The sequence below is a fragment of the Streptomyces sp. NPDC001858 genome, from assembly GCF_053594615.1.
Map to the genome: position 1 here is coordinate 60824 of NZ_JBSFEV010000024.1, position 24663 is coordinate 85486.

Sequence of the window (24663 nt, forward strand, 5' to 3'; positions counted from 1 at the left end):
CGGGGGCTCAGTGCTGGGTGACAATGTAAGGGTGCTTCTGCAGATCTTCAGCCCTTCCATCCAGCACACGCTCGACCTGGCCGGCATCTTCGTGTTCGCCATCTCCGGCGCGCTGCTGGCCGTCCGCAAGAACTTCGACGTGTTCGGCATAGCCATGCTCGCCGAGGTCACGGCGCTGGGCGGCGGGGTCTTCCGGGACTTGGTCATAGGCGCCGTGCCGCCGGCCGCCTTCACCGACCTGGGGTACTTCCTCACGCCCCTGCTCGCCGCCCTGCTGGTCGTCTTCCTGCACCCGCAGGTGGAGCGGATCCAGGCGGGCGTCAACGTCTTCGACGCGGCCGGCCTCGGCCTGTTCTGCGTCACGGGCACGATGAAGGCGTACGACTACGGACTGGGCCTGACCGCGTCGGCCGCACTGGGGGTCGCGACCGGCGTCGGCGGCGGTGTGCTGCGCGACGTGCTGGCCAACGAGGTGCCCTCGCTGCTGCGCTGGGACCGCGATCTCTACGCGGTCCCGGCGATGGTCGGCGCCACCATGGTGGCGCTCAGCATCCGCTACGGCCTGCTCACCGAGCTGGCCGGCGGCCTGGCCGCGATCACGGCTTTCGTCCTGCGGCTGCTCGCGATGCGGTTCCACTGGCGAGCGCCTCGCGCGTGGAATCGTCGCTCGACCGTCCGCGAGGAGTAGCCCCCTTCTCCTTCCCCTTTCCCGGCTTCTCCGCTCCGGCCCTCCCCTCGCCGCCCACCCGGTGCTGGTCCAGCTGCGTCGTCAGCCAGCGGAACGCCGGCGACACCTGCGGCCGCCACAGCGCCATGGTGTGACCGCCCGCGCCGCTCGGGATGCGGACGACGTGCACGGTCGTCGGCGCCTTCGCCTCCTGCCGCATGGCCAGGGCGGCCTCGTAGCCGTCGTGCGGCTGGCCGGAGAGGTAGAGGGCCACCGGGGGCGGGACGGCCGCCCGGCGCAGCAGCAGGTACGGGTCGTTGGCCCGGCGCAGCCGCGGGTTCTGCGCGGCGAGCGAGTCGGGCTCGACGATCGGGTCGCTGTACCCGGACAGGCTCACGGCCGCGCGGTAGCGGTCGGGGTGGGCGACGGCGAGCTTGGACGCGCAGTGCCCGCCCGCCGAGTAGCCGGCGACCGCCCAGCCCTTGGGCGCGGGCTGGACCCGGAAGTTGTCCGTGACCATCTTCGGCACGTCGAGGCTGAGCCAGCTGTCGGCGTTCACGGTGCCCGGCACATTGGCGCAGCCGGTGTCCACGCCGGGCAGCAGGGTGGTGCGCGGCGCGACGAGGATGAACGGCGCGACCTTGCCCGAGCGCATCAGCGGGGCGAGCTGCTCGTGCACGCGCAGCGTCCCGTACCAGGCCTTCGGGGAGCCCGGGTAGCCCGGGAGCAGCTCCACGACGGGGAAGGTGCGATGCGCGTAGGCGGGCTCGTCGTACTGCGGCGGCAGCCAGACGTAGACCTCGGCGTTCACGCCGGAGATCCGGCCCTGGAGCTGGGTCACGCGCACCCCGCCGACCGCACGCATCCCCGGGCCCTGGGCCTGGGTGAACTTCTGCGCGACCCTGGGCAGCCGGTCCAGCGCGATCCCGCCGGTGCCGTCGGCGCCCAGGTCGGCGGCCTGCTGCACATGCGTGCCGGTGCCCAGCAGATCGTCCCAGGTGTCGTACAGGCCGTTGGCGTTGTTGACCGTCACGAAGACCAGGGCGACGGCCGTGCCCTGCGCGAACATCAGCATCAGCACCCGGGCCGCGGCGCGCAGGATCCGCGGCCCGCGCAGCCGCGACCACACCAGCAGCGGCAGTGCGACGGCGAGCACGGACAGCGCGATCAGGGTGTAGAGGAACGGAGTCCCGGTGAGGCTCATGTCCTTGCAGAGGGGAATCCGGGCGTCGAGGTCACGGACGAGTTCGGACACTTACCAAGAAATTGCGAGTGTTTCACGCGGAGGCAGCAAGGCGGGGCCAGGGCCGGGCCAAGGCAGGACCGACGCCGGACCGATGCAGGGCCAAGGCGGGGGCGCGGGGAAAGCTACCGCTTAGTATTATTCTGTTGTAGCGTTCAGGCATGCCAGAAGCAGCTATCGCGTGCGCGCGCATCGGCGACAGCGAGTTCGACCGCGACACCGCCCTCACCCCACGCGAGCCCGGCGTCTACGACCTCGATCTCTCGGCCGGCTGGACGATCATCAGCGCCGTCAACGGCGGCTACCTCCTCGCCGTCCTCGGTCGCGCGCTCGCGGACGCCCTGCCGCACCGCGACCCGTTCACGATCTCGGCGCACTACCTCACGGCCTCGCACCCCGGCCCCGCGGTCGTCCGCACGGACGTCGTCCGCACCGGCCGCACCCTGTCGACCGGCCAGGCCTCGCTCTTCCAGTACGACGACAGCGGCACCGAGGTCGAGCGGATCCGCGTCCTCGCCTCCTACGGCGACCTGGACTCCCTGCCGGACGACGTCCGCACGGCGGCCGCGCCGCCCGCCATCCCGCCCATGGACCAGTGCTTCGGCCCGGAGGACGGTCCGGCGCCCGTGGACGGCAGCTCCGCCATCACCGACCGCCTGATGCTCAAGCTCGACCCGTCGACCCTCGGCTGGGCGCTCGGACAGCCCTCCGGCAAGGGCGAGATGCGGGCCTGGTTCGGTCTGAAGGACGGCCGCGACCCCGACCCGCTCTCCCTCCTCCTCGCCGTGGACGCCCTGCCGCCCACCGCCTTCGAGATCGGCCTGCGCGGCTGGGTCCCCACGGTCGAGCTGACGGTCCACGTCCGCTGCCGTCCGGCCCCCGGCCCGCTGCGCGTCTCCATCACCACCCGCAACCTCGCCGGCGGCTTCCTGGAGGAGGACGCCGAGGTCTGGGACAGCGCGGACCGTCTCGTCGCCCAGTCGCGGCAGCTGGCGCGGGTCAGGCTCGGCTGAGCGGCTCCCGGCCGAGCCAGGCCGCCAACTCCGCGTAGGCGTCGGCCCCTTCGGGGACCGGGCGGGCCGGCTCGAAGGGCCGTCCGTCACGCGGGCCGTCGGGCAGCCCCGCCCGCGCGGCGGCCAGCGAGAACTCGGCCAGCTCCGGGTCGAGCGGCACCGGCCGGCCGAGTCCCTCGGAGAGATCCCAGGTGTGCGCCACGATCTCCATCACGTACGCGGACAGCGCCTCCCGGCCCGGGATGTCGCCCCGCGGCACCCGCACCGACCCGGCCATCCGCTCGTCGCTCGCCCAGGCCCTGAGCACCCGGGCCCTGATCTCGTCGTACGCCTGCGGCCAGCCGTCGTCCTCGACGCCGTCCACGAACATCCGTACGGCGAGCCCGTCGCCGCCCTCCCCGACGACCGCCATCCGCACGCTGCCGCCGACGATATGGCTGAGCAGCGTGCGGACGTCGTACTCGGTGCAGGGCGTCGGGCCGGTCAACTGCTCGGGCCGTACGGTCCCGATGAGCTCGGCCGCCTGCGCGGTGGCCCGGGTGTACAGGGGGCGTGGGTCGGTCATGGCGGAGCCTTTCGGATCGGAACCGGTGCTGCTCCTCGCAGACTTCCCGGAAAACCCGGCGACCGCCGTCGGCGACGGCGAGGCCGACCCGTATGGCGGGCCCGGTCCACGGTCCGGCCGCCGCCCCCCCCGTGGTCCGTGCGCTGTCCCCCGCGGTCCGTGCTCTGTCCCCCGTGGTCCGTGCGCTGTCTTCTGTCACGGAGCTGTACCAGCGCACTGACCGGGCATCAGGGGAGAACTCCCAGGTCAGCAGGGTTTGTTGGGTCGCGCTTGACCTGATTGACAGGCGGCGGACAGAGGAGGCTCAAGGTAGGCCTAAGCGCTGTTGGTTGAGTTCGCGGCCTCAGGTCCCCTTCATCTTCCATGGAGCTGTCTCTCATGAAGCGTGCGCTGATGCCCGTCCGTCTCGTCCCCGCGGTGGCGCTGCTGGCGCTCTCGCCCCTCGCCCTGGTGGCCTGCGGCTCGGGCGACTCCTCGTCCTCGAACAGCGGGACGACCAGCCAGCAGTCCTGCTCGCCGCCGACCGGCAACGCCTCGGGGATGCCCAGCGGTGCGCCCAGCGGCGCGCCGAGCGGCGCCCCCTCGGGCGCGCCCACCGGCGCCGCGGCCTCGGGCCAGCCGACGGGCGCCCCGACCGGGATGCCGACCGGTGTCCCGTCGGGCGCGCCGAGCGGCGGCCCCGGCGGCGGCGGTCAGGGCGGTCCCGGCGGGGGTCAGGGCGGCGGCTGCGGCGGTCCCGGCGGCGGCCAGGGGGCCGGCCAGGGGCAGCAGGCCCAGCAGCAGGGCTGACCGGCGGCTCATCCGCGGCGGTTCACCCACAGGGGCGGCGCACTCGGCATCGAGTGCGCCGCCCCTGTGCCGTACGGGCCGTCAGTCCCGCCAGTAGCGGCGGCCGATGCTGATGAGCCGCATCTGACGGGTCGCACGCCGGCGGATCTGCTCCCGCTCCTCCGGTGCGGCTTCCAGAGCCTCCAGGAAGAGCGAGGCGGTGCTGAGCATCTGGTCGACGTAGAGGTGCGAGAGCATCGACAGGTCGTCCTCGCTCCAGCCCTCGGCCTCGGCGTCCTTGGCCAGTTCGACCTGCACCTCCACGGCGAACCGGCCCAGTTGGTCGCGGATCGCCTCCCGCACCGGCTGGACCCCGCCGTGCCGTTCGCGGGCGATGAAGCGGACGTGCGCGGGGGACGCGCTCACATGACCGTCGATCAGTTCGACGGCCCGGTTGATGCGTTCCTCGCTGGAGTCGGCCGTGGTCACGGCGGTCCGGATCATCGGGTGCAGGCTGCCCAGCGCCTCCTCGACGAGCGCCACGCCCAGATCCGCCGTCGAGCGGAAGTGCCGGTAGAAGGCGGTCGGGGCGACCCCGACGGCCCGGGTGACCTCGCGCAGGCCCAGGCTGCTCAGGCTCTGCTCCTCCAGCAGCCCGAGCGCCGCGTCCAGGAGCGCCTGCCGGGTCTTCTGCTTCTGGGCCTGCCGGATGCCGAGGGTGTGACTCATGTCATCCAGTTAACAACTGTTCTCCGGAATTGCAAAGCCGTGCGGCGCGCTAGACTCAAGAGTCAGTGAACAACTGTAACCACAACTGTTCACCGAAACATAACGAGAGGCGGCCGAAGAGCCGTCCGGAGGGGGTTCCGTCCCATGCTGTTCCTTGTCGCCGCACTGCTGCTGTTCGGCGTCGTGATGGGCACAGTGGCCCACGCGTCGTTCACCTTCAGCCTCGTCGCCGCCACCGTGATCGCCGCCTGGCTCGGCGTCTTCGCGCTGCGCGAGCGCCACAGCCGCCGCCGGACGTCGGCCCACTGACCGCCCACCGACCGCCCGCGGCTCACGCGCGGATCACCCGTTCGCCGATCCCTCGACCGACAGGAGCTGAACGACCATGCGACTCACCGCACCGGCCGACCCGACCCCCGCCTCCGACCTCACCTCCAGCCCCACCCCCGCCCGCTCCACCGGCGTCCGGGACACGGACGGCATGGCCGTCGCGTCCTTCGTCCTGGGCCTGTTGGGCCTGCTCGTGCTCAATCTCTTCCTCGGCCCCATCGCCATCGTCCTCGCGACGGTCGCCCTGTGGCGGGGCACGGCCCGTCGTGGCCGCGCCTTCCTCGGTCTCGCCCTCGGCGTCGCCGATCTGCTGGTCCTGCTGGCGTTCATGCAGGCCGACTCCACGATCTCCTGGAACTTCTGAGCCGCGCGGCGCACCGCCCGGCCGCGGCCCAGGCCGACCTGGCAGCGAGGGCCTCTGTACAGCCCCCGTAGAATCGTGGCCACCATGGCATACCTCGACCACGCCGCGACCACGCCGATGCTCCCCGAGGCGGTCGAGGCACTCACCGCGCAGTTGAGCATCACCGGCAACGCCTCCTCGCTCCACGCCGCCGGCCGAAGGGCCCGCCGTACGGTCGAGGAAGCACGTGAGACCCTCGCGGAAGCGCTCGGCGCCCGCCCCAGCGAGGTCGTCATCACCTCCGGCGGCACCGAGGCCGACAATCTCGCGGTCAAGGGCCTGTACTGGTCGCGCCGTGACGCCGACCCGGCCCGCACCCGCGTCCTGGCCAGCCCCGTCGAGCACCACGCCGTCCTCGACGCCGTGCACTGGCTGGGCGAGCACGAGGGCGCCACGATCGAGTACCTGCCGGTCGACTCCTACGGGCGGGTCCACCCGGACGCCCTGCGCGAGGCGATCGCCCGCAACCCCCACGACGTGGCGCTGGCCACCGTCATGTGGGCGAACAACGAGATCGGCACGGTGCTGCCGGTCCGTGAACTGGCCGACGTGGCCGCGGAGTTCGACGTCCCGCTGCACGCCGACGCGGTCCAGGCCTTCGGCCAGGTCCCCGTCGACTTCGCCGCCTCCGGCCTCGCCGCGATGACGGTCTCCGGCCACAAGATCGGCGGCCCGTACGGCATCGGCGCCCTGCTGCTGGGCCGCGAGTACACCCCCGTGCCCGTCCTGCACGGCGGCGGCCAGGAGCGCCATGTCCGCTCCGGCACCCTCGACGTCCCCGCGATCGCCTCCTTCGCCGTCGCCGGACGCCTCGCCGCCGAGCAGCGCGAGTGGTTCGCCCGCGAGATCGGCGGCCTGCGCGACACCCTGATCGACGCGGTCCGCACGGCCGTCCCGGACGCGATCCTCGGCGGCGACCCCGTGGACCGGCTGCCGGCCAACGCCCACTTCACCTTCCCCGGCTGCGAGGGCGACTCGCTGCTGCTGCTCCTGGACGCGCAGGGCATCGAGTGCTCCACCGGCTCCGCGTGCACCGCCGGGGTCGCCCAGCCCAGCCATGTCCTGCTCGCCACCGGCACCGACCCCGATCTGGCGCGCGGCACCCTGCGCTTCTCCCTCGGCCACACCTCCACCGAGGCCGACGTCGAGGCGGTCGCGACGGCCATCGGACCGGCCGTGGAGCGCGCCCGGGCGGCGGGACTGATGTAGCGCGGCAGCATGACAGCGATGTCTAGTGTCGACACTCGGGCCGAATCTAAGGGTCACCTGTCAATATAGTGACTAGGTGTCGACAGTAGGTGACGCTTGCTCTACCTTCTGGCACAGGTTCCCGCCACCGCTGTCGACAGAAGGTCCCCTCATGACCCTCGTGCCATCGGGTGAACGCCGTCGCGTCGCCTTACCCGCCTCGGCCGCCGCCCTGCTCCTCCTGGGCGCCCTGGCTGCCGCGCCGGCCGCAGCAGTGGTCCCGCAGGCCGTGAGCGCCTCCTGCGCGGGCCCCCTCTCCTACGTGCAGTCGGCCGCCTCCGCGCCGGCCGCCGCGCAGACCCGGCACGTGGCCGCCGCCGACCTGGACGGCGACGGAGTGCTCGACCTCGTCGCCGCCAACCTCGACGCGGACTCGGCGACCGTGCTGCTCGGCAACGGCGACGGGACCTTCGCCGCCGGCGCCACGTACGCGGTCGGCACGCGCCCCTACCAGAGCGTCGTCGCCGACTTCGACGGCCGCGACGGCCCCGACCTCGCACTCGCCGACTTCGGTGGCGCCCAGGTCAGCGTGCTGCTGAACGAGGGCGACGGCACGTTCGGCACCGCCTCCGCCTCCGCCATCGACGTCGGGGCCTCGCCGCGGGCCCTGGCCACCGGCGACCTGGACGGCGACGGCGCGCCCGATCTCGTGGTCGTCGAGCAGGGCCCGAGCACCGTGCGCGTGCTGCTCGGCCGGGGCGACGGCACGTTCGACGACCGGGGCCAGACCGCCACCGGCAGCCAGCCGCACGGCGTCGTCATCGGCGACTTCGACGGCGACGGCTCACCGGACGTGGCCACGGCCAGCGTCGGCAGCGCGGGGGTGAGCGTCCTGCTCGGCGACGGCACGGGCGCCCTCGGCGCCTCGACCGAGTACGCGGCGACCTCCCGCCTCTACTCCCTCGCCCAGGGCGACTTCGACGGCGACGGCGCTCTCGATCTGGCCACGGTGAGCAACGGGACCGCCGCCCTGGACGTGCTGCTCGGCGCCGGCGACGGCACCTTCGGCGCGGCGACCGCCTACGCCGTCTCCGCGCTGCCGGTCGCGGTGGGCGCCGCCGATCTGGACGGGGACGGCCTCGACGACCTGATGGTCTCCTCTCTGCGGGGCGGCTCGGTCACCCTCTTCCAGGGCGCGAGCGGTGGCGGACTCACCGAACTCGCCGAGCTGCCCGCCACCGGCGCGTACGACGCGACGGCGGCCGACCTGGACGGCGACGGGATACGCGACCTCGCGGTGGCGAACAGCACCGCAGGCCAGGTGGACGTGTTCACAGGCGCCTGCCAGCCGCCGCACTCACCATGAACCTGGCCCGGGTGCGCTGGGCCAGGGGCTGCCGCCGGCACTTCCACTGCCGGCGGCAGCCTGCTGATGAGGCCCGGCCGAGCTGACGCGAAACGCCTAACTTTCCGTGACCATGAGGGACGCCATCATTCCCTCGTCCTCGTGCTGGAGCAGATGGCAATGGAGCATGTACATGTACGTGTCGTCGGTGAAGTCGGTGAACTTCATCGCGATCTTGATCGAGCCGCCGCCGACCACCTCGTAGGTGTCGAACCAGCCGAGGTCGACGCCGGTGGGCGTCTCACCGTTGATCGCGATCAACTGGAACGGCACGTCGTGCAGATGGAACGAGTGCTCCAACTGCGTGCTGTTGCTGATCGTCCACACCTCCTCGGCGTCCAGCGTGGTGCTGATCATCGCCATCCCGGCCATGGTGGTGCCCACCGAGCCGTTGATCGTCATGGTCCCGCCGGTGCCCTGGCCGAGGGTGATCGTCCGCGCGGCGAAGTCGGCCGTGTCGTACCGGGTGATGGTGTTGAGCGTGCTCGGCAGATCGGCGGGCGTGTCGGTGGCCTCCGGAGTCACCGTCAGGAAGTCGTACGTGCCGCTGCCGCCCCGGATCCAGCCCGTGGTGACGACGGCCTGAAGGGTGACCGCCTCCTCCAGGTCGAGGACGAACTCGGCCCGGGCGCCGGCCACCAGCCGGATCGTGGTCACCTCGGTGGGCGCGGTGAGATAGCCCTGGTCGGTGGCGATCTGGGTGAGCGTGCCGCCGTCGCCGCGCTGGACGGTCATGATGTCGGCGGGGGAGGCGTTCAGGACCCGGAAGCGGGTGCGCTTCTTGGTCGCGGTGAAGCCGAGGGTCGTGGAGTCGACGTTGGTGCCGTTGACCAGCACCGGGAAGCTGACGGTGGAGCTGCGATAGCCGGCGGCCTCGTACTTGATGTCGCCGGCGGTGTCGACCGCCAGACACTGCAGGATGATCGGGATGTCGTCGACGCCGTACTCGCTCGGCAGCGCGGCCGAGACCTCCGAGTCGTCCTCGACGATGATCATGCCCGCGAGCCCGTGCACGACCTGCTCGGCCGTGGTGCCCAGGGCGTGCGGGTGGTACCAGAGGGTCTTGGCCTCGTCCTTGATCTCGAAGGTGGGCGACCAGGTCTCGCCGTCGGCGAAGGCGTTCTGCGGGCCGCCGTCCATCTTGGGCGGGATGTGGGCGCCGTGGAAGTGCACGGTGGTCTCCGCGCCCAGGCTGTTGGTGATGTTCAGCAGGGCGGTGGTGCCGGTGGTCCACTTCATGGTCGGGCCGAGGTACGACCCGTTGTAGCCGGCGGTGGTGCTGGTGACGCCGGTGATCACCTCGTTGGTGCCGGTCTTGGCGGTCAGGGTGTAGGTGGTGGTGCCGTCGGCGGTGGTGCCCTCCAGCAGCTCCGGGATGGCGAGGGTGCCGGTGGCGGTCGTCGCCGCGGACGCCTTGTCGTTGTTGGCGCCGGTCAGCAGCGCGAAGGTCGCGCCGGCCGCCCCCAGCCCGACCCCGGCCATCCCGCCGAGGAACTTGCGCCGGTGCAGGCCCTTGCCGCCCCGGCCCTTCGTCTCCTTGGAGTGCTCGTCCTTGCGGCCCCGGCCGCTGCGTGCGTGGGCGCCCCTGCTCTGCTCTCCCGCGCCGGAGGCGGGATCTGTGGTGTGGGTCATGAGCGTGGAGCTTTGGGGTAAAGCCTATGTAAGGACTGAGCTGAACTTTGGAGCGAGCCGAGGACTCTGTGCGAGGGCCGTGTGCCACAACGTCCTTGAAAAAAGCCCAAGTTGGCAGGCCGCAGGTCATCTTCGGGGCGCGGGACACAACGGACGGCCGGCTCTCATCAACTGTTCACGATATTGAGCACATATGACCTGTGTCACAGGCGCTCATCAGCCGGCGACGGTCTGCGCCGTCTTCCGCGCCGCTTCGACGAGCCGCAGATACCGGTCCCAGTCCCAGTGCTTCCCGGGGTCGGTGTGATCCGTCCCCGGCACCTCCACGTGCCCGATGATGTGCTCGCGGTCCACGGATATGTCGTACCGCCGGCAGATCTCCGCGGTCAGCCGGGCCGACGCGGCGTACATCGCGTCCGTGAAGTCCTGCGGCCGGTCCACGAAACCCTCGTGCTCGATGCCGACACTGCGCTCGTTGTACGCGCGATTGCCCGCGTGGTACGCCACGTCCAGCTCCCGGATCATCTGCGTGACGCGCCCGTCCTGGCCGACGATGTAGTGCGTGGCGGCCTTGTGCCCCGGGTCCTCGAAGGCCTTCACGGCGCTGGCGAGATCGCCCTGCGTGACATGGATGACGACCATGTCGATCCCGAAGTCGTCCGGCCGGTCCGCCCAGCGGAAGTTCGCCTCCGACGCCGCCAACCAGCGCGCGCCCGTGTAATCCACCGCGCCCTCGACCCGTGCGCGGCGCACCCCGGGCAGCCGCCAGTACAGCCGCTCCAGTTCCTCCCACGCCAGCACGCCCGTGCCGACGGCGGCCGCCGCGCCGCCGATCAGCAGAGCACGCCGCCCGATCCGGCGGTCGGAGTCGCCTTTCCTCTCCCCCATGCGCAGTCCTTTCTCGGCCCTCGGGATCGTCAACGGATACTCGCGGGCTCCGGTTCCCGGCGCCCCGTACCCTGGGAGGGCTATGACTGAGACTGAGACCTCGCAGCGCCCCCGCCCCCTTCGCGTGCTCGCCGCCATGTCCGGCGGTGTCGACTCCGCCGTCGCCGCCGCCCGCGCCGCCGAAGCCGGCCACGACGTGACCGGCGTGCACCTCGCGCTCTCCGCGAACCCGCAATCCTTCCGTACGGGCGCGCGGGGCTGTTGCACCATCGAGGACTCCCGCGACGCCCGCCGCGCCGCCGACGTGATCGGCATCCCGTTCTACGTCTGGGACCTCGCCGACCGCTTCCGCGAGGACGTGGTCGAGGACTTCGTCGCCGAGTACGAGGCCGGCCGCACCCCCAACCCGTGCCTGCGCTGCAACGAGAAGATCAAGTTCGCCGCGCTGCTCGACAAGGCGCTCGCGCTGGGCTTCGACGCGGTGTGCACGGGCCACTACGCGCAGGTCGTCGTCCGCGAGGACGGCACGCGCGAACTGCACCGGGCCTCCGACATGGCCAAGGACCAGTCCTACGTCCTCGGCGTCCTGGACGACCGTCAGCTCGCCCATGCGCTCTTCCCCCTCGGCGACACCGTGACGACGAAGGACGAGATCCGCGCGGAGGCCGAGCGGCGGGGCCTGGCCGTCGCCAAGAAGCCCGACTCCCACGACATCTGCTTCATCGCCGACGGCGACACCCAGGGCTTCCTCGCCGACAAGCTGGGCCGGGCCGAGGGCGACATCGTCGACGAGTCCGGCGCGAAGATCGGCACCCACGAGGGCGCGTACGGCTTCACCATCGGCCAGCGCAAGGGCCTGCGCATCGGCACCCCGGCCGCCGACGGCAAGCCGCGCTACGTCCTCGACATCTCCCCGGTGAACAACACCGTGACGGTCGGCCCGGCCGCCTCCCTCGACGTCGGCGCGCTCACCGCGATCAAGCCCCGCTGGTGCGGCGCCGCCCCGACCGGCCCCGGCGTGTACACCGCCCAGCTGCGCGCCCACGGCGGCGAGACCGAGGTGACCGCGGAACTGATCGACGGCCGCCTGGAGGTCACGTTCACCGAGCCCGTCCGGGGCGTGGCCCCCGGCCAGGCGATCGTGCTCTACGACGACACGCGCGTGGTGGGCTCGGCCACGATCGCGTCCACGGTGCGGGCGACGGCCGGGGTCTCCTGAACCCGCGGGCCCAGCGGCCCCCTCGGCCCCGCGGCAGGCGGGCTTCCGGCCGTCAGTCCGGCTGCCCGAAGAACTCCGCCAGCACCGGCGCGAGAACGGTCGGGTCCACCATGTGGGTCTGGCCCTCGAGGGTGAGGTACGTGCCGTCGCCGACCGCGTCCGCGACGGCACGGACGGCCTCGCGCAGCCACGGCGGACTGGCCCCGCCCGCCACCGCCAGCACCGGCACGCCCACCGAGGCCAGCCGCTCCCGGGGGACCGCCCCGCCGGCCATGACGGCGTCGTCGTAGGCGAGGGTCGGCGCGATGGCCTCCATGCCCTCCCACATGGGCGACCGGCGCGCGCCCTGGATCATCTCCTCGGCCAGCCCCGTCAGCCGCAGGAACAGCTCGACGGCGTCCCCGAGGCGCCCGCGCGCGAGCGCCTCGGTGAGGTCCGCCGTGTACGCGGCGCGCTCCCGTACGCCCTCCTCGTCGACGGCGAACGGCGTCTCGTACACGGCCGCCCGGCGCACCGGCAGCCCGCTCGCCGCCGCCTCCAGGACCAGCGCACCGCCCGACGAGACGCCGTAGAGCGCCGCCTCGCCGCCCGCCGCGTCGACGAGGGCCGCCAGATCCTCGACCTCGCGCCGCACGTCGTACGGCGCCGTGTCACCGCTCCCGCCGCGGCCCCGGCGGTCGTACCAGAGGACGGTGAAGCGGTCCGCGAGCAGCCGGGCCAGGGGCGCCACGGTGCCGCCCGCGGACATCGCCCCGCTCACCAGGATGACCGCGGGGCCCTGTCCGGCGCTGGTGTGCGCGAGCTCGGTGCCATCGCGGGAAATCGTCTTCTTGTCCATGTCTGTCGAGACTGCCGCACGGCGGTGCGGTCATCGGGCTACGACACTTCCACCTCGTAGAAGCAGAGGTGGTTCCTGATCGCGGCGACGTCCGGCATGGGGTCGGGATACGACCACACCAGATCGGCCGCGTCCGGCAGCGACCAGTAGGAGGCCGTGCCCTTGAACGGACAGCGGGTGTGGGTCTCGGAGGCGGTCAGCAGGTCCATGCGGACGTCCGCCTCGGGGATGTAGTACCGCGCGGGACAGCCGGTCTCGTGCAGCACGAGGGCCCGGTCGGTCTCGGCCAGCACCCGGCCCGCGTGGACGGCCCTGATGTGCCGGTCGGCCTGCTCGACGGTGATCGTGTGTCCTCGGGTGTCTCCATGAGTCATGCCGGAAAAGCACTGGCGTGCGCCTCGTTCTTCCCGGATACGGTGACGGGATGCGCATCTGTGTCTTCCTCTCCGCCGCCGACCTCGCCGACCGCTACACGCGCCCCGCGCGCGAGTTCGCCGAACTGCTCGGCAAGGGCCGGCACACCCTCGTGTGGGGCGGTTCGGACACCGGGCTGATGAAAGTCGTCGCGGACGGCGTGCAGGAGTCCGGCGGCCGGCTGTGCGGGGTGTCGGTGACCTTCCTGGCGGCCAAGGCGCGGCCCGGCGCCGACGAGATGGTCATCGCCCGCGACCTCGCCGAACGCAAGCGGCTGCTCCTGGAGAAGGCCGACGCGGTGGTGGTCATGGTCGGCGGGACGGGCACCCTGGACGAGGCCACCGAGATCCTGGAGCTCAAGAAGCACGGCCACACCGACAAGCCGGTCGTGCTGCTGAACACGGCAGGCTTCTACGACGGCCTCAAGGAGCAGTTCCGGCGCATGGAGGACGAGGGCTTTCTGCCCCGCCCCCTCGCCGACCTGGTGTTCTTCGCCGAGGAGCCGGTGGGAGCGCTGGCCTACCTCGAAGAGAGCCAGGGCATCGCCTAGGTACGCCGTGATGCGAGCATGGCGGGCATGGCTATTCATGTGATCACCGGAGCGGGCTCCGGCATCGGCGCCGCCGTCGCCCGTCGGCTGCACGCGCGCGGGGACGAACTCATCCTGCACGCGCGCGACGCGGGCCGCGCGAAGGAGCTCGTGGCGCAGTTCCCCGGGGCCCGGACCCTGGTCGGCGACCTGGCCGACCCCGACAAGCTGAGCTGGGCCTTCTCCCACCAGTCGCTGCCGGACCGGGTGGACTCCCTGCTGCACATCGCCGGCGTGGTCGACCTCGGCCCGGTGGGCGAACTGACCCCGAAGTCCTGGCGCCACCAGCTCAACGTCAACCTGATCGCGCCCGCCGAGCTGACCCGGCACTTCCTGCCCCCGCTGCGGGCCGCCCGCGGCCAGGTGGTCTTCGTGAACTCCGGCGCGGGCCTGCGGGCGAGCGCCGACTGGTCCGCCTACGCCGCCTCCAAGCACGGCCTGAAGGCCCTCGCCGACGCGTTGCGGGCCGAGGAGCACGACAACGGCGTCCGCGTCACCTCCGTCTACCCCGGCCGCACCGCCAGCCCCATGCAGGCCAAGGTCCACCAGCAGGAGGGCCGCGAGTACGACCCCGCGGAGTGGATCGACCCGGAGTCGGTGGCGACGACGATCCTGACGGCGATCGACCTGCCCGCGGACGCGGAGCTCACCGACCTCACGGTACGACCGGGCCGCTGAGGGCCCGGGGGCTACGTAGGCTGCACCCGTGCACCCACATTTCAGTTTCGGCCCCGCCACCGGCATCGGCTCCATGCCGGGCGGCGACGCCCGCGAGACCGCCAAGACCGTCACCGGGTCCTTCGAGGACTTCCCCTTCCTGGCCGAGCTGCCGGCCCGCGGCCCCGGCGCCGACATGATCGGCCGGACCGCGGGGATGCTGGCCGAGCTGTACGCGCGCGTGGAGCCCAGCGGCTGGCGGCTCGGCGACCGGCCCGGGCGGGACACCAAGCGGGCCCGGTCCTGGCTGGGGGAGGACCTCGACGCGCTGGAGGAGTTCACACAAGGCTACGAAGGCCAGGTGAAGGTGCAGGCGGTCGGGCCCTGGACGCTCGCCGCCGCACTGGAGCTGAAGAACGGCGAAGCGGCCCTCTCCGACCCCGGCGCCTGCCGCGACCTCGCCGGCTCCCTCACCGAGGGCCTGCGCCAGCACCTCGCCGAGGTACGCCGCCGGCTGCCCGGCGCGCAGCTCGTGCTCCAGCTCGACGAGCCCTCGCTCACCTCCGTGCTCCGCGGCCATGTGAAGACCGCCAGCGGCTACCGCACCCACCGCTCGGTCGACCGGCAGGTCGTGGAGGCGACGCTCCGGGACGTCGTCGGGGTGCAGGGCGAGGACCCCGTCGTGGTCCACTCCTGTGCACCGGACGTCCCGTTCGCCCTGCTGCGCCGGGCCGGCGCGGCGGCCGTCTCCTTCGACTTCTCGCTTCTCACCGAGCGTGACGACGATGTCATCGGCGAGGCGGTGGAAGCCGGCACCCGGCTCTTCGTCGGTGTCGTGCCCGGCACCGATGCCGCATTGTCAGACCCTGCCGGTAGCGTCATGGGTGTCAGGACGCTGTGGCGCAGGCTGGGGCTGCGACCGGGGCTGCTCGCGGAGGCCGTCACCCTCACTCCGTCGTGCGGCCTCGCGGGGGCTTCCCCCGCGTACGCCCGCCATGCTCTCGCCCACTGCGTCCGGGCGGCGAGATCCCTCGCGGACAACCCAGAGTAACGGGAGGACCACACGGTGGCCGGCGACAGGCAAGCGGAGACGACGGTGCCCAGCGAGGCACGGGAGCAGCACGCGCAGCTCGCTGAGCAGATCGAGGAGCACCGCTTCCGCTACTACGTGAAGGACGCTCCCGTCGTCAGCGACGCGGAGTTCGACCGCCTCCTGCGCGCCGTGGAGGCGCTGGAGGAGGAGCACCCGGCGCTGCGCACGCCCGACTCGCCGACCCAGAAGGTAGCGGGCGCGTACGAGACGGAGTTCACGGCCGTCCAGCACCGCGAGCGCATGCTGTCGCTCGACAACGCCTTCGACGACCTGGAGCTCGCCGCGTGGGCCGAGCGCGTCCACAAGGACATCGGCGCCTCCGCCTACCACTTCCTGTGCGAGCTCAAGGTCGACGGCCTCGCCGTCAACCTCACGTATGAGAACGGCCGCCTCACGCGCGCGGCGACCCGGGGCGACGGCCGCACCGGCGAGGACATCACGCCCAACGTGCGCACCATCGCCGAGATCCCGGACCGCCTCGCGGGCGATGGAGTGCCCTCGCTGGTGGAGATCCGCGGCGAGGTCTTCTTCCCGATGGACAAGTTCGAGGAGCTCAACGCCCGGCTGGTCGAGGCGGGCGACAAGCCCTTCGCCAACCCGCGCAACGCGGCGGCCGGTTCGCTGCGCCAGAAGGACCCGCGGGTCACCGCCTCCCGCCCGCTGCACATGGTCGTGCACGGCATCGGCGCCCTGGAGGGCTACGAGGGCATGGACCGCCTCTCCGCGGCCTACGACCAGCTCAAGGGCTGGGGCCTGCCCACCTCCCCGCACAACAAGGTCGTCGGCGACCTCGACGGCGTACGGCAGTTCATCGCGTACTACGGCGAGAACCGGCACTCGGTGGCGCACGAAATCGACGGCGTCGTCGTCAAGCTCGACGAGATCCGGCTCCAGGGGCGGCTCGGCTCCACGGCCCGCGCGCCGCGCTGGGCGATCGCCTACAAGTACGCGCCGGAAGAGGTCAACACCAAGCTGGTCAACATCCGCGTGGGCGTCGGCCGCACGGGCCGGGTGACGCCGTACGCGCAGGTCGAGCCGGTGACGGTGGCCGGGTCCGAGGTCGAGTTCGCCACCCTGCACAACCAGGACGTGGTCAAGGCCAAGGGCGTCCTCATCGGCGACACCGTGGTGCTGCGCAAGGCCGGTGACGTGATCCCGGAGATCCTCGGCCCGGTCGTCGACCTGCGCGACGGCAGCGAGCGCGAGTTCGTGATGCCGGCCGAGTGCCCGGAGTGCGACACCCCGCTGCGCCCGATGAAGGAGGGCGACGTCGATCTGCGCTGCCCCAACGCCCGTACCTGCCCTGCCCAGTTGCGCGAGCGGCTCTTCTACCTGGCCGGGCGCAAGGCCCTGGACATCGACCACTTCGGGTACGTGGCCGCGGCCGCTCTCACGAAGCCGCTGGAGCCGCAGGAGCCGCCGCTGCTCGACGAGGGCGACCTGTTCGCCCTGACGATCGAGAAGCTGCTGCCCATCCGGGCGTACGTCCGCGACCAGGACAGCGGACTGCCCAAGCGGGACCCGAAGACGGGCGAGGAGAAGATCGCCACGGTCTTCGCCAACCAGGAGGGCGAGCCGAAGAAGAACGCGCTGGCCATGCTGGAGACCATCGCGGCCGCCAAGGAGCGCCCGCTGGCCCGCATCCTCACGGGTCTGTCGATCCGTCATGTCGGCCCCGTCGCGGCCGAGGCGCTGGCCCGCGAGTTCCGCTCGATCGAGCGCATCCAGCAGGCCACGAAGGAGGAGCTGGCGGGCACCGACGGCGTCGGCGCCATCATCGCGGCCTCGCTCAAGGAGTGGTTCGCCGAGGACTGGCACCAGGAGATCCTCCGCAAATGGAAGGCCGCCGGCGTCCGCATGGAGGAGGAGAGCTCCGAGGAGGACGAAGGCCCGCGGCCCCTGGAAGGTCTGACGGTCGTCGTCACCGGCACCCTCGAACACTTCACCCGCGACCGCGCCAAGGACGCCCTGCAGAGCCGCGGAGCGAAAGTGACCGGTTCCATCTCCAAGAAGACCTCGTTCGTCGTTGTGGGTGACAACCCTGGATCGAAGTACGACAAGGCGATGCAGCTGAAGGTGCCGGTGCTGGACGAGGACGGCTTCACCGTCCTGCTCGAACAAGGGCCCGAGGCGGCGGCCGAAGTCGCCCTCCCGACCGGCGAATCGACCGGCGGATCGACCGAGGAATCGGCTGAGAACCCGATCGAGAACTCGATCGAGGAATAACGAAGCTCAGCGGTTGAAGGCCACCCGATCGGCGCATACCAGATGCATACGGGTGGCCGGGGCGCATTCGGGCAACCGTCGACGACCGCTGCCCGTGGAAGCCTTCTGCGGCCTACTGTTGAGATGTGCGCCCGCCGTGCCCAGCTGCGGTCGGGGCATCCCCCTGCTCCTGAGGAGCAAAGGGAAAGGGTTCTCCAGCGCGGCGCCGCCCGGGGTTGTCGGGCAACTGGCCGCGTGGCGTGGGCACCGCCGGCCGTGAGAGGGACGGGAATGGAACCGACCGAGAGCGCCGCCGCGGACTCGACGGTGCGCCGACGCCGGGTCGCCGGCGTGTGGTGGGCGAGTTGGCGGACGGCGCGCTCCGAGCGAGCGCCGGGCGTACAGGCGTACCCGCACCGCCCCGCACCGCACACGGCCCCGCAGCCCACACCGCACCCCTCCCTGGAGAACCGCGCCTCCGCCGCACTGCCCCCCGGCATGCCCGGCGCCGAACCCGACCGGCACCTGTCCTGGCCCGCGCTGCCCGCCGCGGTCGTCGCCGGGGCCGCCTTCGCCCTCGGCGCCGGCTTCTACCGCGCCTTCACCGGCGGCCACGCGCTCTTCCCGTCCGGCACGGTCGGCTGGGCCCTGGCCCTGCTGGCCGGCGTCATCGTCGGCCATCTGGTCCTGCTGGGCCGCGCCCGCTGGTGGGGCGGCACCGGCTCCGGCGCCGCCCTCACCCTCGCCGTCCTGCTGCTCTACGGCTGGGTGCCGGCCGGCATGGTCAGCCTCACCGTCGTCGTCCTGGTCGGCATAGCCAGGCGCCACCGCTGGCGGCAGGGCGTCCTGCACGGCGCGGTGGACATCCTCGGCATCGGCACGGGCGCGCTGCTGCTGGCCGCCTGCGGCCGGATACCGTCCGTCGAGCGCCCCTGGACCCCCGACACCTGGTCGGTCTACACCGGCCCCCAGGTCGTCCTGGTGGCCGTCGCCTACCTCGCCGTCACCCGCGTCCTGCTCTGGTATCTGCACGCCCCCCGCACCGGCGGACTGCCCACCGTCGCCCGGACGGCCCTGGTCAGACAGGGTCTCGTCGCCGTCGCCCTGCTGGGCATCGCCCCGCTGATCTGCGTCGTGGCCGTGGCCAAGCCGATCCTGCTGCCGCTGTTCGCCATCCCGCTCATCGCCCTCGACTCCACCCTGTGGATAGCCCGCGCCCGCGCCGAGGAGCAACTGCGCGACCCGCTGACCGGGCTGCCCAACCGGCAGTGGCTCCTGGAGCGCATCTGGACCGCGCTGGACGACGCCGAGCGCATCGGCGTCCGGGCCGCGCTGATGCTGATCGACCTCGACCGGTTCCGCTCGGTCAACGACACCCTCGGCCATCTCGCCGGCGACCGGCTGCTGCTCCAGATAGCCGACCGGCTGCGGCTGGCCCTGCCGCGCGGTGCGGAGGTCGCGCGGCTCGGCGGGGACGAGTTCGCCGTGTTACTGCCGGTCGCCGACTCCACGACCTCGGCGAGCCGGATCGCCCGCGCCCTGGTCTCCGACCTCAGCTCGCCGCTCGACCTGGACGGGCTCACCCTCGTCCTGGAGGCGAGCGCCGGCGTCGCCGTCTTCCCCGACCACGCGCTCGACGCGGAGGGCCTGCTGCGCCGGGCGGACGTGGCGATGTACCAGGCCAAACGCGACCGCACCGGCGTCGAGGTGTACGAGTCCAAGCGCGACTCCAACACCCCCGACAGGCTCGGCCTGCTGGGCGACCTGCGGCGCGCGCTCGACGCGCACGAGGTGCAGCTGCACTACCAGCCGAAGGTCCGCTTCGACGGGCAGGTGGCGGGCCTGGAGGCACTGGTCCGCTGGGTGCACCCCGAGCGCGGGAAGGTGCCGCCGGACGAGTTCATAGCGATCGCCGAGTCCTCGGGGCTGATGCCCCATCTGACGGAGTACGTGCTGGACACCGCGCTCGGCCAGGTCGCGAAGTGGCGGGCGCAGGGCCTGTACGTGCCGGTCGCGGTGAACGTCTCCCCTCGCGACGTCCACACGCCGGGCTTCGCGGGGTCGGTCGCGGCGCGGCTGGCCCGGCACGGGGTGCCCGCGGGATCGCTCCAGCTGGAGATAACCGAACACGTCCTCCTGGAGGACCCGCAGCGCGCCGCCGACACCCTCAACGGTCTGACCGGCCACGGCGTGAAGATGTCCCTGGACGACTTCGGCACCGGCTACTCCTCCCTGGTCCATCTGCGCCGGCTGCCGGTGAGCGAGCTGAAGATCGACCGCTCCTTCGTGGCCCGCCTCGCCATCGACAACGAGGACGCGGAGATCGTGCGCTGCACGGTCGACCTCGCGCATTCCCTGGGCCTGCTGGTGGTCGCCGAGGGCGTCGAGGACGACGAGACCTGGGAGCGGCTGCGCGACCTCGGCTGTGACGCCGTCCAGGGCTGGCTGGTGGCCGCGGCGATGCCCCCCGAGGAAACGACGGCCTGGCTCCGCGCCCGCGGTTCGCGCGGCTGGCAACGCCCGCGGGCGGCACTGCCGGCGGCAGCGACCGACGAGTAGCACCGGAGGGGCTGAAAATCAGCCCCTCCGGCGTTTGAGGAGCGGGGTCCGGGGCGGAGCCCCAGAAGGATGGGACGGGCAGGGGCGGCGGGGGCGAGGAACCGTGTCACCGGTTCAGAGCCCCGCCCCCTAGGATTGGCCCCAAACCACATCTCACTTCACTCACCCCAGAGGAACGCTGCATGCCTGGCATCACGCGCGAGGAGGTCGCCCACCTCGCCCGGCTGGCGCGTCTGGAGCTGAAGCCCGAAGAGCTCGAACACTTCGCGGGACAGCTGGACGACATCATCGGCGCGGTCGCCCGCGTCAGCGAGGTCGCCGACCAAGACGTACCGCCGACCTCGCACCCGCTCCCGCTGACGAACGTCATGCGCGCGGACGAGGTCCGTCCGTCGCTCACCCCCGAGCAGGCGCTCTCCGGCGCCCCGGCCCAGGAGCAGCAGCGTTTCAAGGTGCCGCAGATCCTGGGGGAGGACTAACCGCCATGACGGACCACGTCACCATCATCAAGCTCACCGCCGCCGAGACCGCCGCGAAGATCGCCTCCGGCGAGCTCACGGCCGTCCAGGTCACCGAGGCGCACCTCGCGCGCATCGAGGCCGTCGACGAGAAGGTCCACGCCTTCCTGCACGTCGACCGCGAGGGCGCACTCGCCCAGGCCCGCGCCGTCGACGAGAAGCGGGCCCGGGGCGAGCAGCTCGGCCCGCTGGCCGGCGTCCCGCTCGCGCTCAAGGACATCTTCACCACCGAGGGCATCCCGACCACCGTCGGCTCGAAGATCCTCGAAGGCTGGATCCCGCCCTACGACGCGACGCTCACCAAGCGGCTCAAGGCCGCCGACGTCGTCATCCTCGGCAAGACCAACATGGACGAGTTCGCCATGGGGTCCTCCACCGAGAACAGCGCCTACGGCCCGACCGGCAACCCCTGGGACCTCACCAAGATCCCCGGCGGCTCCGGCGGCGGCTCCTCCGCCGCGCTGGCCGCGCACATGGCCCCCCTCGCCATCGGCACCGACACCGGCGGCTCCATCCGCCAGCCGGCCGCCGTCACCGGCACGGTCGGCGTCAAGCCGACGTACGGCGCGGTCTCCCGCTACGGCATGGTCGCCTTCTCCTCCTCCCTCGACCAGGGCGGGCCCTGCGCCCGCACGGTCCTGGACGCGGCGCTGCTGCACGAGGTCATCGCCGGGCACGACCCGCTGGACTCGACGTCGATCGACGCGCCCGTCCCGCCGGTCGTCGAGGCCGCCCGCAACGGCAGCGTCGACGGCATGCGCGTCGGCGTCGTCAAGCAGTTCCGCGGCGAGGGCTACCAGGCCGGCGTCATCCAGCGGTTCGACGAGTCCGTCGCGCTGCTGAAGGAGCTGGGCGCCGAGATCGTCGAGCTGGACTGTCCGTCCTTCGACCTCGCCCTGTCGGCGTACTACCTCATCGCGCCGTCCGAGTGCTCGTCCAACCTCGCCCGCTTCGACGGTCTGCGCTACGGCCGCCGCACCGGCGACGACGGCGCCCATTCGGCCGAGGAGGTCACCTCCCTCACCCGTGAGGCGGGCTTCGGCCCCGAGGTGAAGCGCCGCATCATGCTCGGCACGTACGCGCTGTCGAGCGGCTACTACGACGCCTACTACGGCTCCGCCCAGAAGGTGCGCACGCTCATCACGCGCGACTTCGAGAAGGCCTTCGAGCAGGTCGACGTGATCGTCTCCCCGACGACCCCGACCACCGCCTTCGCGATCGGCGAGCGCGCCGACGACCCGATGGCGATGTACCTGGCCGACCTGTGCACCATCCCGACCAACCTGGCGGGCAACGCGGCCATGTCGCTGCCCTGCGGTCTCGCCCCCGAGGACAACCTCCCGGTCGGGCTGCAGATCATCGCCCCCGCGCTGAAGGACGACCGGCTTTACAAGGTCGGAGCCGCCGTCGAGGCCGCCTTCGTGGAAAAGTGGGGGCACCCGCTCCTCGAGGAGGCTCCGTCGCTGTGAGTGCACTGAACAAGGCCAAGGGCTTCAAGAAGTCCAAGTCCGGCACGTACCTGTCCATGGCCGGCACCGCGTTTGGCGCGATCGGCGTCGCCAAGCAGATCAAGAGGGCCCGCGCCGAGAACGACACGCTGCGGCTGATCGACGCCACCGTGTCCGCGGTCGCCGTCGTCACCGGTCTCGCCATCCTGTACCGCGAGCTGAAGCGGCTGGGCGACGACGACGTCCTGCTGGGCTGAGAGGGAAGTTTCACCGTGACCACCACGACCGACCTGGAGTCGTACGAGGACGCGCTGGCGTCGTACGACCCCGTCATGGGCCTTGAGGTCCATGTCGAACTCGGCACCAAGACGAAGATGTTCTGCGGTTGTTCGACCGAACTCGGTCAGGACGCCAATACGCAGACCTGCCCCACCTGCCTCGGCATGCCCGGCGCGCTCCCGGTCGTCAACGCGATCGGCATCGAGTCGGCGATCAAGATCGGTCTCGCGCTGAACTGCGAGATCGCCGAGTGGTGCCGGTTCGCCCGGAAGAACTACTTCTATCCGGACATGCCGAAGAACTTCCAGACCTCCCAGTACGACGAGCCGATCGCCTTCAACGGCTTCCTCGACGTGCAGTTGGAGGACGGCGAAACCTTCCGCGTGGAGATCGAGCGCGCCCACATGGAGGAGGACACCGGCAAGTCGACGCACGTCGGCGGCGCCACCGGCCGGATCCACGGCGCGTCCCACTCCCTGCTGGACTACAACCGCGCCGGCATCCCGCTCATCGAGATCGTCACCAAGCCGATCGAAGGCGCGGGCGAGCGCGCTCCCGAGGTCGCCCGGGCGTACGTCCGCGAGCTGCGCGAGGTCATCAGGGCGCTCGGCGTGTCGGAGGCCCGCATGGAGATGGGCCAGATGCGCTGCGACGTGAACCTGTCGCTGCGCCCGCACGGCCGGGAGAAGTTCGGCACCCGCAGCGAGACCAAGAACGTGAACTCGCTGCGGTCCGTGGAGCGTGCGGCCCGGTTCGAGATCCAGCGGCACGCGGCCGTCCTGAACAGCGGCGGGACGATCATCCAGGAGACCCGCCACTTCCACGAGGACACCGGGTCGACGACCTCGGGCCGGGTGAAGGAAGAGGCCGAGGACTACCGGTACTTCCCGGAGCCCGACCTGGTGCCGATCGCCCCGTCGCGCGCGTGGGTCGAGGAGATCCGCGCCGGGCTGCCCGAGCTGCCGTTGGCCCGCCGGGGCCGGCTGATCGCCGAGTGGGGCGTCTCCGCCACCGACATGCAGTCGATCCTCAACGCCGGCGCCCTGGACCCGATCGTCGCCACGATCGACGCCGGCGCCGACGCGGCCTCCGCCCGCAAGTGGTGGATGGGCGAACTGGCCCGCAGCGCCAACGAGTCCGGAAAGTCCCTGGACGAGCTGGCGATCACGCCCGAGCAGGTCGCCCGGGTCACCGAGCTGGTCACCGCCGGGGATCTGAACGACAAGCTGGCCCGCCAGGTCATCGAGGGCGTCCTCGCGGGCGAGGGCACCCCGGACGAGGTCGTCGTCAAGCGTGGGCTGAAGGTCGTCTCCGACGACTCCGCGCTCGGCTCGGCCGTCGACGAGGCCATCGCCGGCAACCCTGGCGTCGCCGACAAGATCCGCGGCGGCAAGGTGGCCGCCGTCGGCGCCCTGGTCGGCGCCGTGATGAAGGCCACTCGCGGACAGGCCGACGCGGCCCGCGTCAAGGAGCTGATCCTCGAGAAGCTGGGCGTCAGCGAGGGCTGAGACCCGGGAACTTCACGAAGGGATGCACCGAGTCGTCGGTGCATCCCTTCTCCCGTTCTCAGCCCGACGCGCTACGCTCGCCCGCCATGAGTGCACGAACCGACTCCGACCCCGACAGCGACATAGACGACGGCGGAACGAAGGACGGCGAGACAAAGGACGGCGACATCGAGGACACGGACGACGAACTCGACTTCGAGGACGCCCGGCGGGCCCGCTGGACCGCGACCGGCACCGGAGCGCTGCTCACCCTCGCCGGCCTCGCCGCCTCCCTCCTGCGCCTGACCGGCTCCTCCCCGGCCCTCGTCCCGGCGGCCTACGCCCTCGGCGCCGCCGTCTGCGCCCTCGCCGCGCTGCTGGGCTCCCGCGGCCGGACCCGGCGCGCCCTCTGGCTGCTGATCGCCGGCGTGATGGTGATGGCGTTCGGCGACCAGGTCGACTGACAGGCGCCGACTGACAGGCCTGTCGTTATTGTCTTGTGATCTGGCTCCCACTCTTGTGAAAA

25 protein-coding genes are annotated in these 24663 nt (G+C 71.9%); 18 read left to right on the forward strand and 7 right to left on the reverse strand.

Annotated features, from left to right (window positions below; genetic code table 11):
• Window positions 1-31: 31 nt before the first annotated feature.
• Window positions 32-688: a trimeric intracellular cation channel family protein gene (locus ACWCPF_RS28805; RefSeq protein WP_451048023.1), complete on the forward strand. Its 657-nt coding sequence runs from the start codon at window positions 32-34 to the stop codon at window positions 686-688.
• Here ACWCPF_RS28805 and ACWCPF_RS28810 read toward each other — a convergent pair.
• Window positions 597-1871: an alpha/beta hydrolase gene (locus ACWCPF_RS28810; protein ID WP_451048091.1), complete on the reverse strand. Its 1275-nt coding sequence runs from the start codon at window positions 1869-1871 to the stop codon at window positions 597-599. The two genes, ACWCPF_RS28805 and ACWCPF_RS28810, sit on opposite strands and share 92 nt — an antisense overlap.
• A 200-nt stretch (window positions 1872-2071) precedes the next feature.
• Here ACWCPF_RS28810 and ACWCPF_RS28815 point away from each other — a divergent pair, with 200 nt between their 5' ends.
• On the forward strand, window positions 2072-2923 hold the full coding sequence (locus ACWCPF_RS28815) for a thioesterase family protein (protein WP_451048024.1): 852 nt from the start codon (window positions 2072-2074) through the stop codon (window positions 2921-2923).
• Here the strand turns inward: ACWCPF_RS28815 and ACWCPF_RS28820 are convergent.
• Complete coding sequence (locus tag ACWCPF_RS28820; RefSeq protein WP_451048025.1) at window positions 2910-3488, reverse strand: TIGR03086 family metal-binding protein; 579 nt, start codon at window positions 3486-3488, stop codon at window positions 2910-2912. The genes ACWCPF_RS28815 and ACWCPF_RS28820 overlap by 14 nt on opposite strands.
• A 378-nt stretch (window positions 3489-3866) precedes the next feature.
• On the opposite strand from ACWCPF_RS28820, the gene ACWCPF_RS28825 reads away from it, so the two are divergent.
• Window positions 3867-4277: a hypothetical protein gene (locus tag ACWCPF_RS28825; protein WP_351916470.1), complete on the forward strand. Its 411-nt coding sequence runs from the start codon at window positions 3867-3869 to the stop codon at window positions 4275-4277.
• An 81-nt stretch (window positions 4278-4358) separates the two neighbouring features.
• Here ACWCPF_RS28825 and ACWCPF_RS28830 read toward each other — a convergent pair whose 3' ends face one another.
• Window positions 4359-4985, reverse strand: coding sequence for a TetR family transcriptional regulator (locus tag ACWCPF_RS28830; protein ID WP_451048026.1), 627 nt, complete (start codon window positions 4983-4985; stop codon window positions 4359-4361).
• Window positions 4986-5129: 144 nt separating this feature from the next.
• Here ACWCPF_RS28830 and ACWCPF_RS28835 point away from each other — a divergent pair, with 144 nt between their 5' ends.
• From ACWCPF_RS28835 to ACWCPF_RS28850, 4 genes are all read left to right on the forward strand, one after another.
• A complete protein-coding gene (locus tag ACWCPF_RS28835) occupies window positions 5130-5294 on the forward strand; it encodes a hypothetical protein (protein WP_451048027.1) in 165 nt (54 codons plus the stop codon).
• 76 nt (window positions 5295-5370) lie between these two features.
• Window positions 5371-5679 carry a DUF4190 domain-containing protein gene (locus tag ACWCPF_RS28840; RefSeq protein WP_451048028.1) on the forward strand — a complete coding sequence of 103 codons (309 nt, stop codon included), beginning with the start codon at window positions 5371-5373 and terminating at the stop codon, window positions 5677-5679.
• A gap of 84 nt (window positions 5680-5763) precedes the next feature.
• Window positions 5764-6927, forward strand: coding sequence for a cysteine desulfurase family protein (locus ACWCPF_RS28845; protein ID WP_451048029.1), 1164 nt, complete (start codon window positions 5764-5766; stop codon window positions 6925-6927).
• Window positions 6928-7078: 151 nt separating this feature from the next.
• Window positions 7079-8272: an FG-GAP repeat domain-containing protein gene (locus ACWCPF_RS28850; protein WP_451048030.1), complete on the forward strand. Its 1194-nt coding sequence runs from the start codon at window positions 7079-7081 to the stop codon at window positions 8270-8272.
• A 96-nt stretch (window positions 8273-8368) separates the two neighbouring features.
• Here ACWCPF_RS28850 and ACWCPF_RS28855 read toward each other — a convergent pair whose 3' ends face one another.
• Both ACWCPF_RS28855 and ACWCPF_RS28860 read right to left on the reverse strand, forming a co-directional pair.
• Complete coding sequence (locus ACWCPF_RS28855) at window positions 8369-9943, reverse strand: multicopper oxidase family protein (protein WP_451048031.1); 1575 nt, start codon at window positions 9941-9943, stop codon at window positions 8369-8371.
• Window positions 9944-10159: 216 nt separating this feature from the next.
• The gene (locus tag ACWCPF_RS28860; RefSeq protein ID WP_451048032.1) at window positions 10160-10831 is read right to left on the reverse strand and encodes an N-acetylmuramoyl-L-alanine amidase; all 672 of its coding nucleotides are present in this window, start codon (window positions 10829-10831) and stop codon (window positions 10160-10162) included.
• Window positions 10832-10913: 82 nt separating this feature from the next.
• Between ACWCPF_RS28860 and mnmA the strand changes: the two genes are divergently transcribed.
• Window positions 10914-12050, forward strand: a complete 1137-nt coding sequence (gene mnmA, locus ACWCPF_RS28865) for a tRNA 2-thiouridine(34) synthase MnmA (protein ID WP_451048033.1) — start codon at window positions 10914-10916, stop codon at window positions 12048-12050.
• Between the two features lie 52 nt (window positions 12051-12102).
• Here mnmA and ACWCPF_RS28870 read toward each other — a convergent pair whose 3' ends face one another.
• Window positions 12103-12888, reverse strand: coding sequence for an alpha/beta fold hydrolase (locus ACWCPF_RS28870; RefSeq protein WP_451048034.1), 786 nt, complete (start codon window positions 12886-12888; stop codon window positions 12103-12105).
• Window positions 12889-12926: 38 nt separating this feature from the next.
• Window positions 12927-13262, reverse strand: coding sequence for a DUF427 domain-containing protein (locus ACWCPF_RS28875; protein ID WP_451048035.1), 336 nt, complete (start codon window positions 13260-13262; stop codon window positions 12927-12929).
• A gap of 50 nt (window positions 13263-13312) precedes the next feature.
• On the opposite strand from ACWCPF_RS28875, the gene ACWCPF_RS28880 reads away from it, so the two are divergent.
• The 10 genes from ACWCPF_RS28880 (at window position 13313) to ACWCPF_RS28925 (ending at window position 24601) form a co-directional block, all read left to right on the forward strand.
• Complete coding sequence (locus ACWCPF_RS28880; protein ID WP_451048036.1) at window positions 13313-13852, forward strand: LOG family protein; 540 nt, start codon at window positions 13313-13315, stop codon at window positions 13850-13852.
• Window positions 13853-13870: 18 nt separating this feature from the next.
• Window positions 13871-14569, forward strand: coding sequence for an SDR family oxidoreductase (locus tag ACWCPF_RS28885; RefSeq protein ID WP_451048037.1), 699 nt, complete (start codon window positions 13871-13873; stop codon window positions 14567-14569).
• Window positions 14570-14642: 73 nt separating this feature from the next.
• Entirely contained in the window at window positions 14643-15599 is a 957-nt protein-coding gene (locus ACWCPF_RS28890; RefSeq protein ID WP_451048092.1) for a methionine synthase, read from the forward strand.
• Window positions 15600-15614: 15 nt separating this feature from the next.
• Window positions 15615-17867, forward strand: a complete 2253-nt coding sequence (gene ligA / locus ACWCPF_RS28895) for an NAD-dependent DNA ligase LigA (RefSeq protein ID WP_451048038.1) — start codon at window positions 15615-15617, stop codon at window positions 17865-17867.
• Between the two features lie 270 nt (window positions 17868-18137).
• Window positions 18138-20405, forward strand: a complete 2268-nt coding sequence (locus ACWCPF_RS28900; protein ID WP_451048039.1) for a putative bifunctional diguanylate cyclase/phosphodiesterase — start codon at window positions 18138-18140, stop codon at window positions 20403-20405.
• 182 nt (window positions 20406-20587) lie between these two features.
• Complete coding sequence (gene gatC / locus ACWCPF_RS28905) at window positions 20588-20884, forward strand: Asp-tRNA(Asn)/Glu-tRNA(Gln) amidotransferase subunit GatC (RefSeq protein WP_007384860.1); 297 nt, start codon at window positions 20588-20590, stop codon at window positions 20882-20884.
• Between the two features lie 5 nt (window positions 20885-20889).
• Window positions 20890-22392 carry an Asp-tRNA(Asn)/Glu-tRNA(Gln) amidotransferase subunit GatA gene (gene gatA, locus ACWCPF_RS28910; protein WP_451048040.1) on the forward strand — a complete coding sequence of 501 codons (1503 nt, stop codon included), beginning with the start codon at window positions 20890-20892 and terminating at the stop codon, window positions 22390-22392.
• Window positions 22389-22628, forward strand: a complete 240-nt coding sequence (locus ACWCPF_RS28915) for a hypothetical protein (RefSeq protein ID WP_358806571.1) — start codon at window positions 22389-22391, stop codon at window positions 22626-22628. Before gatA ends, ACWCPF_RS28915 begins: the two co-directional genes overlap by 4 nt.
• Before the next feature lie 15 nt (window positions 22629-22643).
• The gene (gene gatB / locus ACWCPF_RS28920; protein WP_451048041.1) at window positions 22644-24158 is read left to right on the forward strand and encodes an Asp-tRNA(Asn)/Glu-tRNA(Gln) amidotransferase subunit GatB; all 1515 of its coding nucleotides are present in this window, start codon (window positions 22644-22646) and stop codon (window positions 24156-24158) included.
• An 86-nt stretch (window positions 24159-24244) separates the two neighbouring features.
• Entirely contained in the window at window positions 24245-24601 is a 357-nt protein-coding gene (locus tag ACWCPF_RS28925) for a hypothetical protein (protein ID WP_451048042.1), read from the forward strand.
• The last annotated feature ends 62 nt before the right edge of the window (window positions 24602-24663 follow it).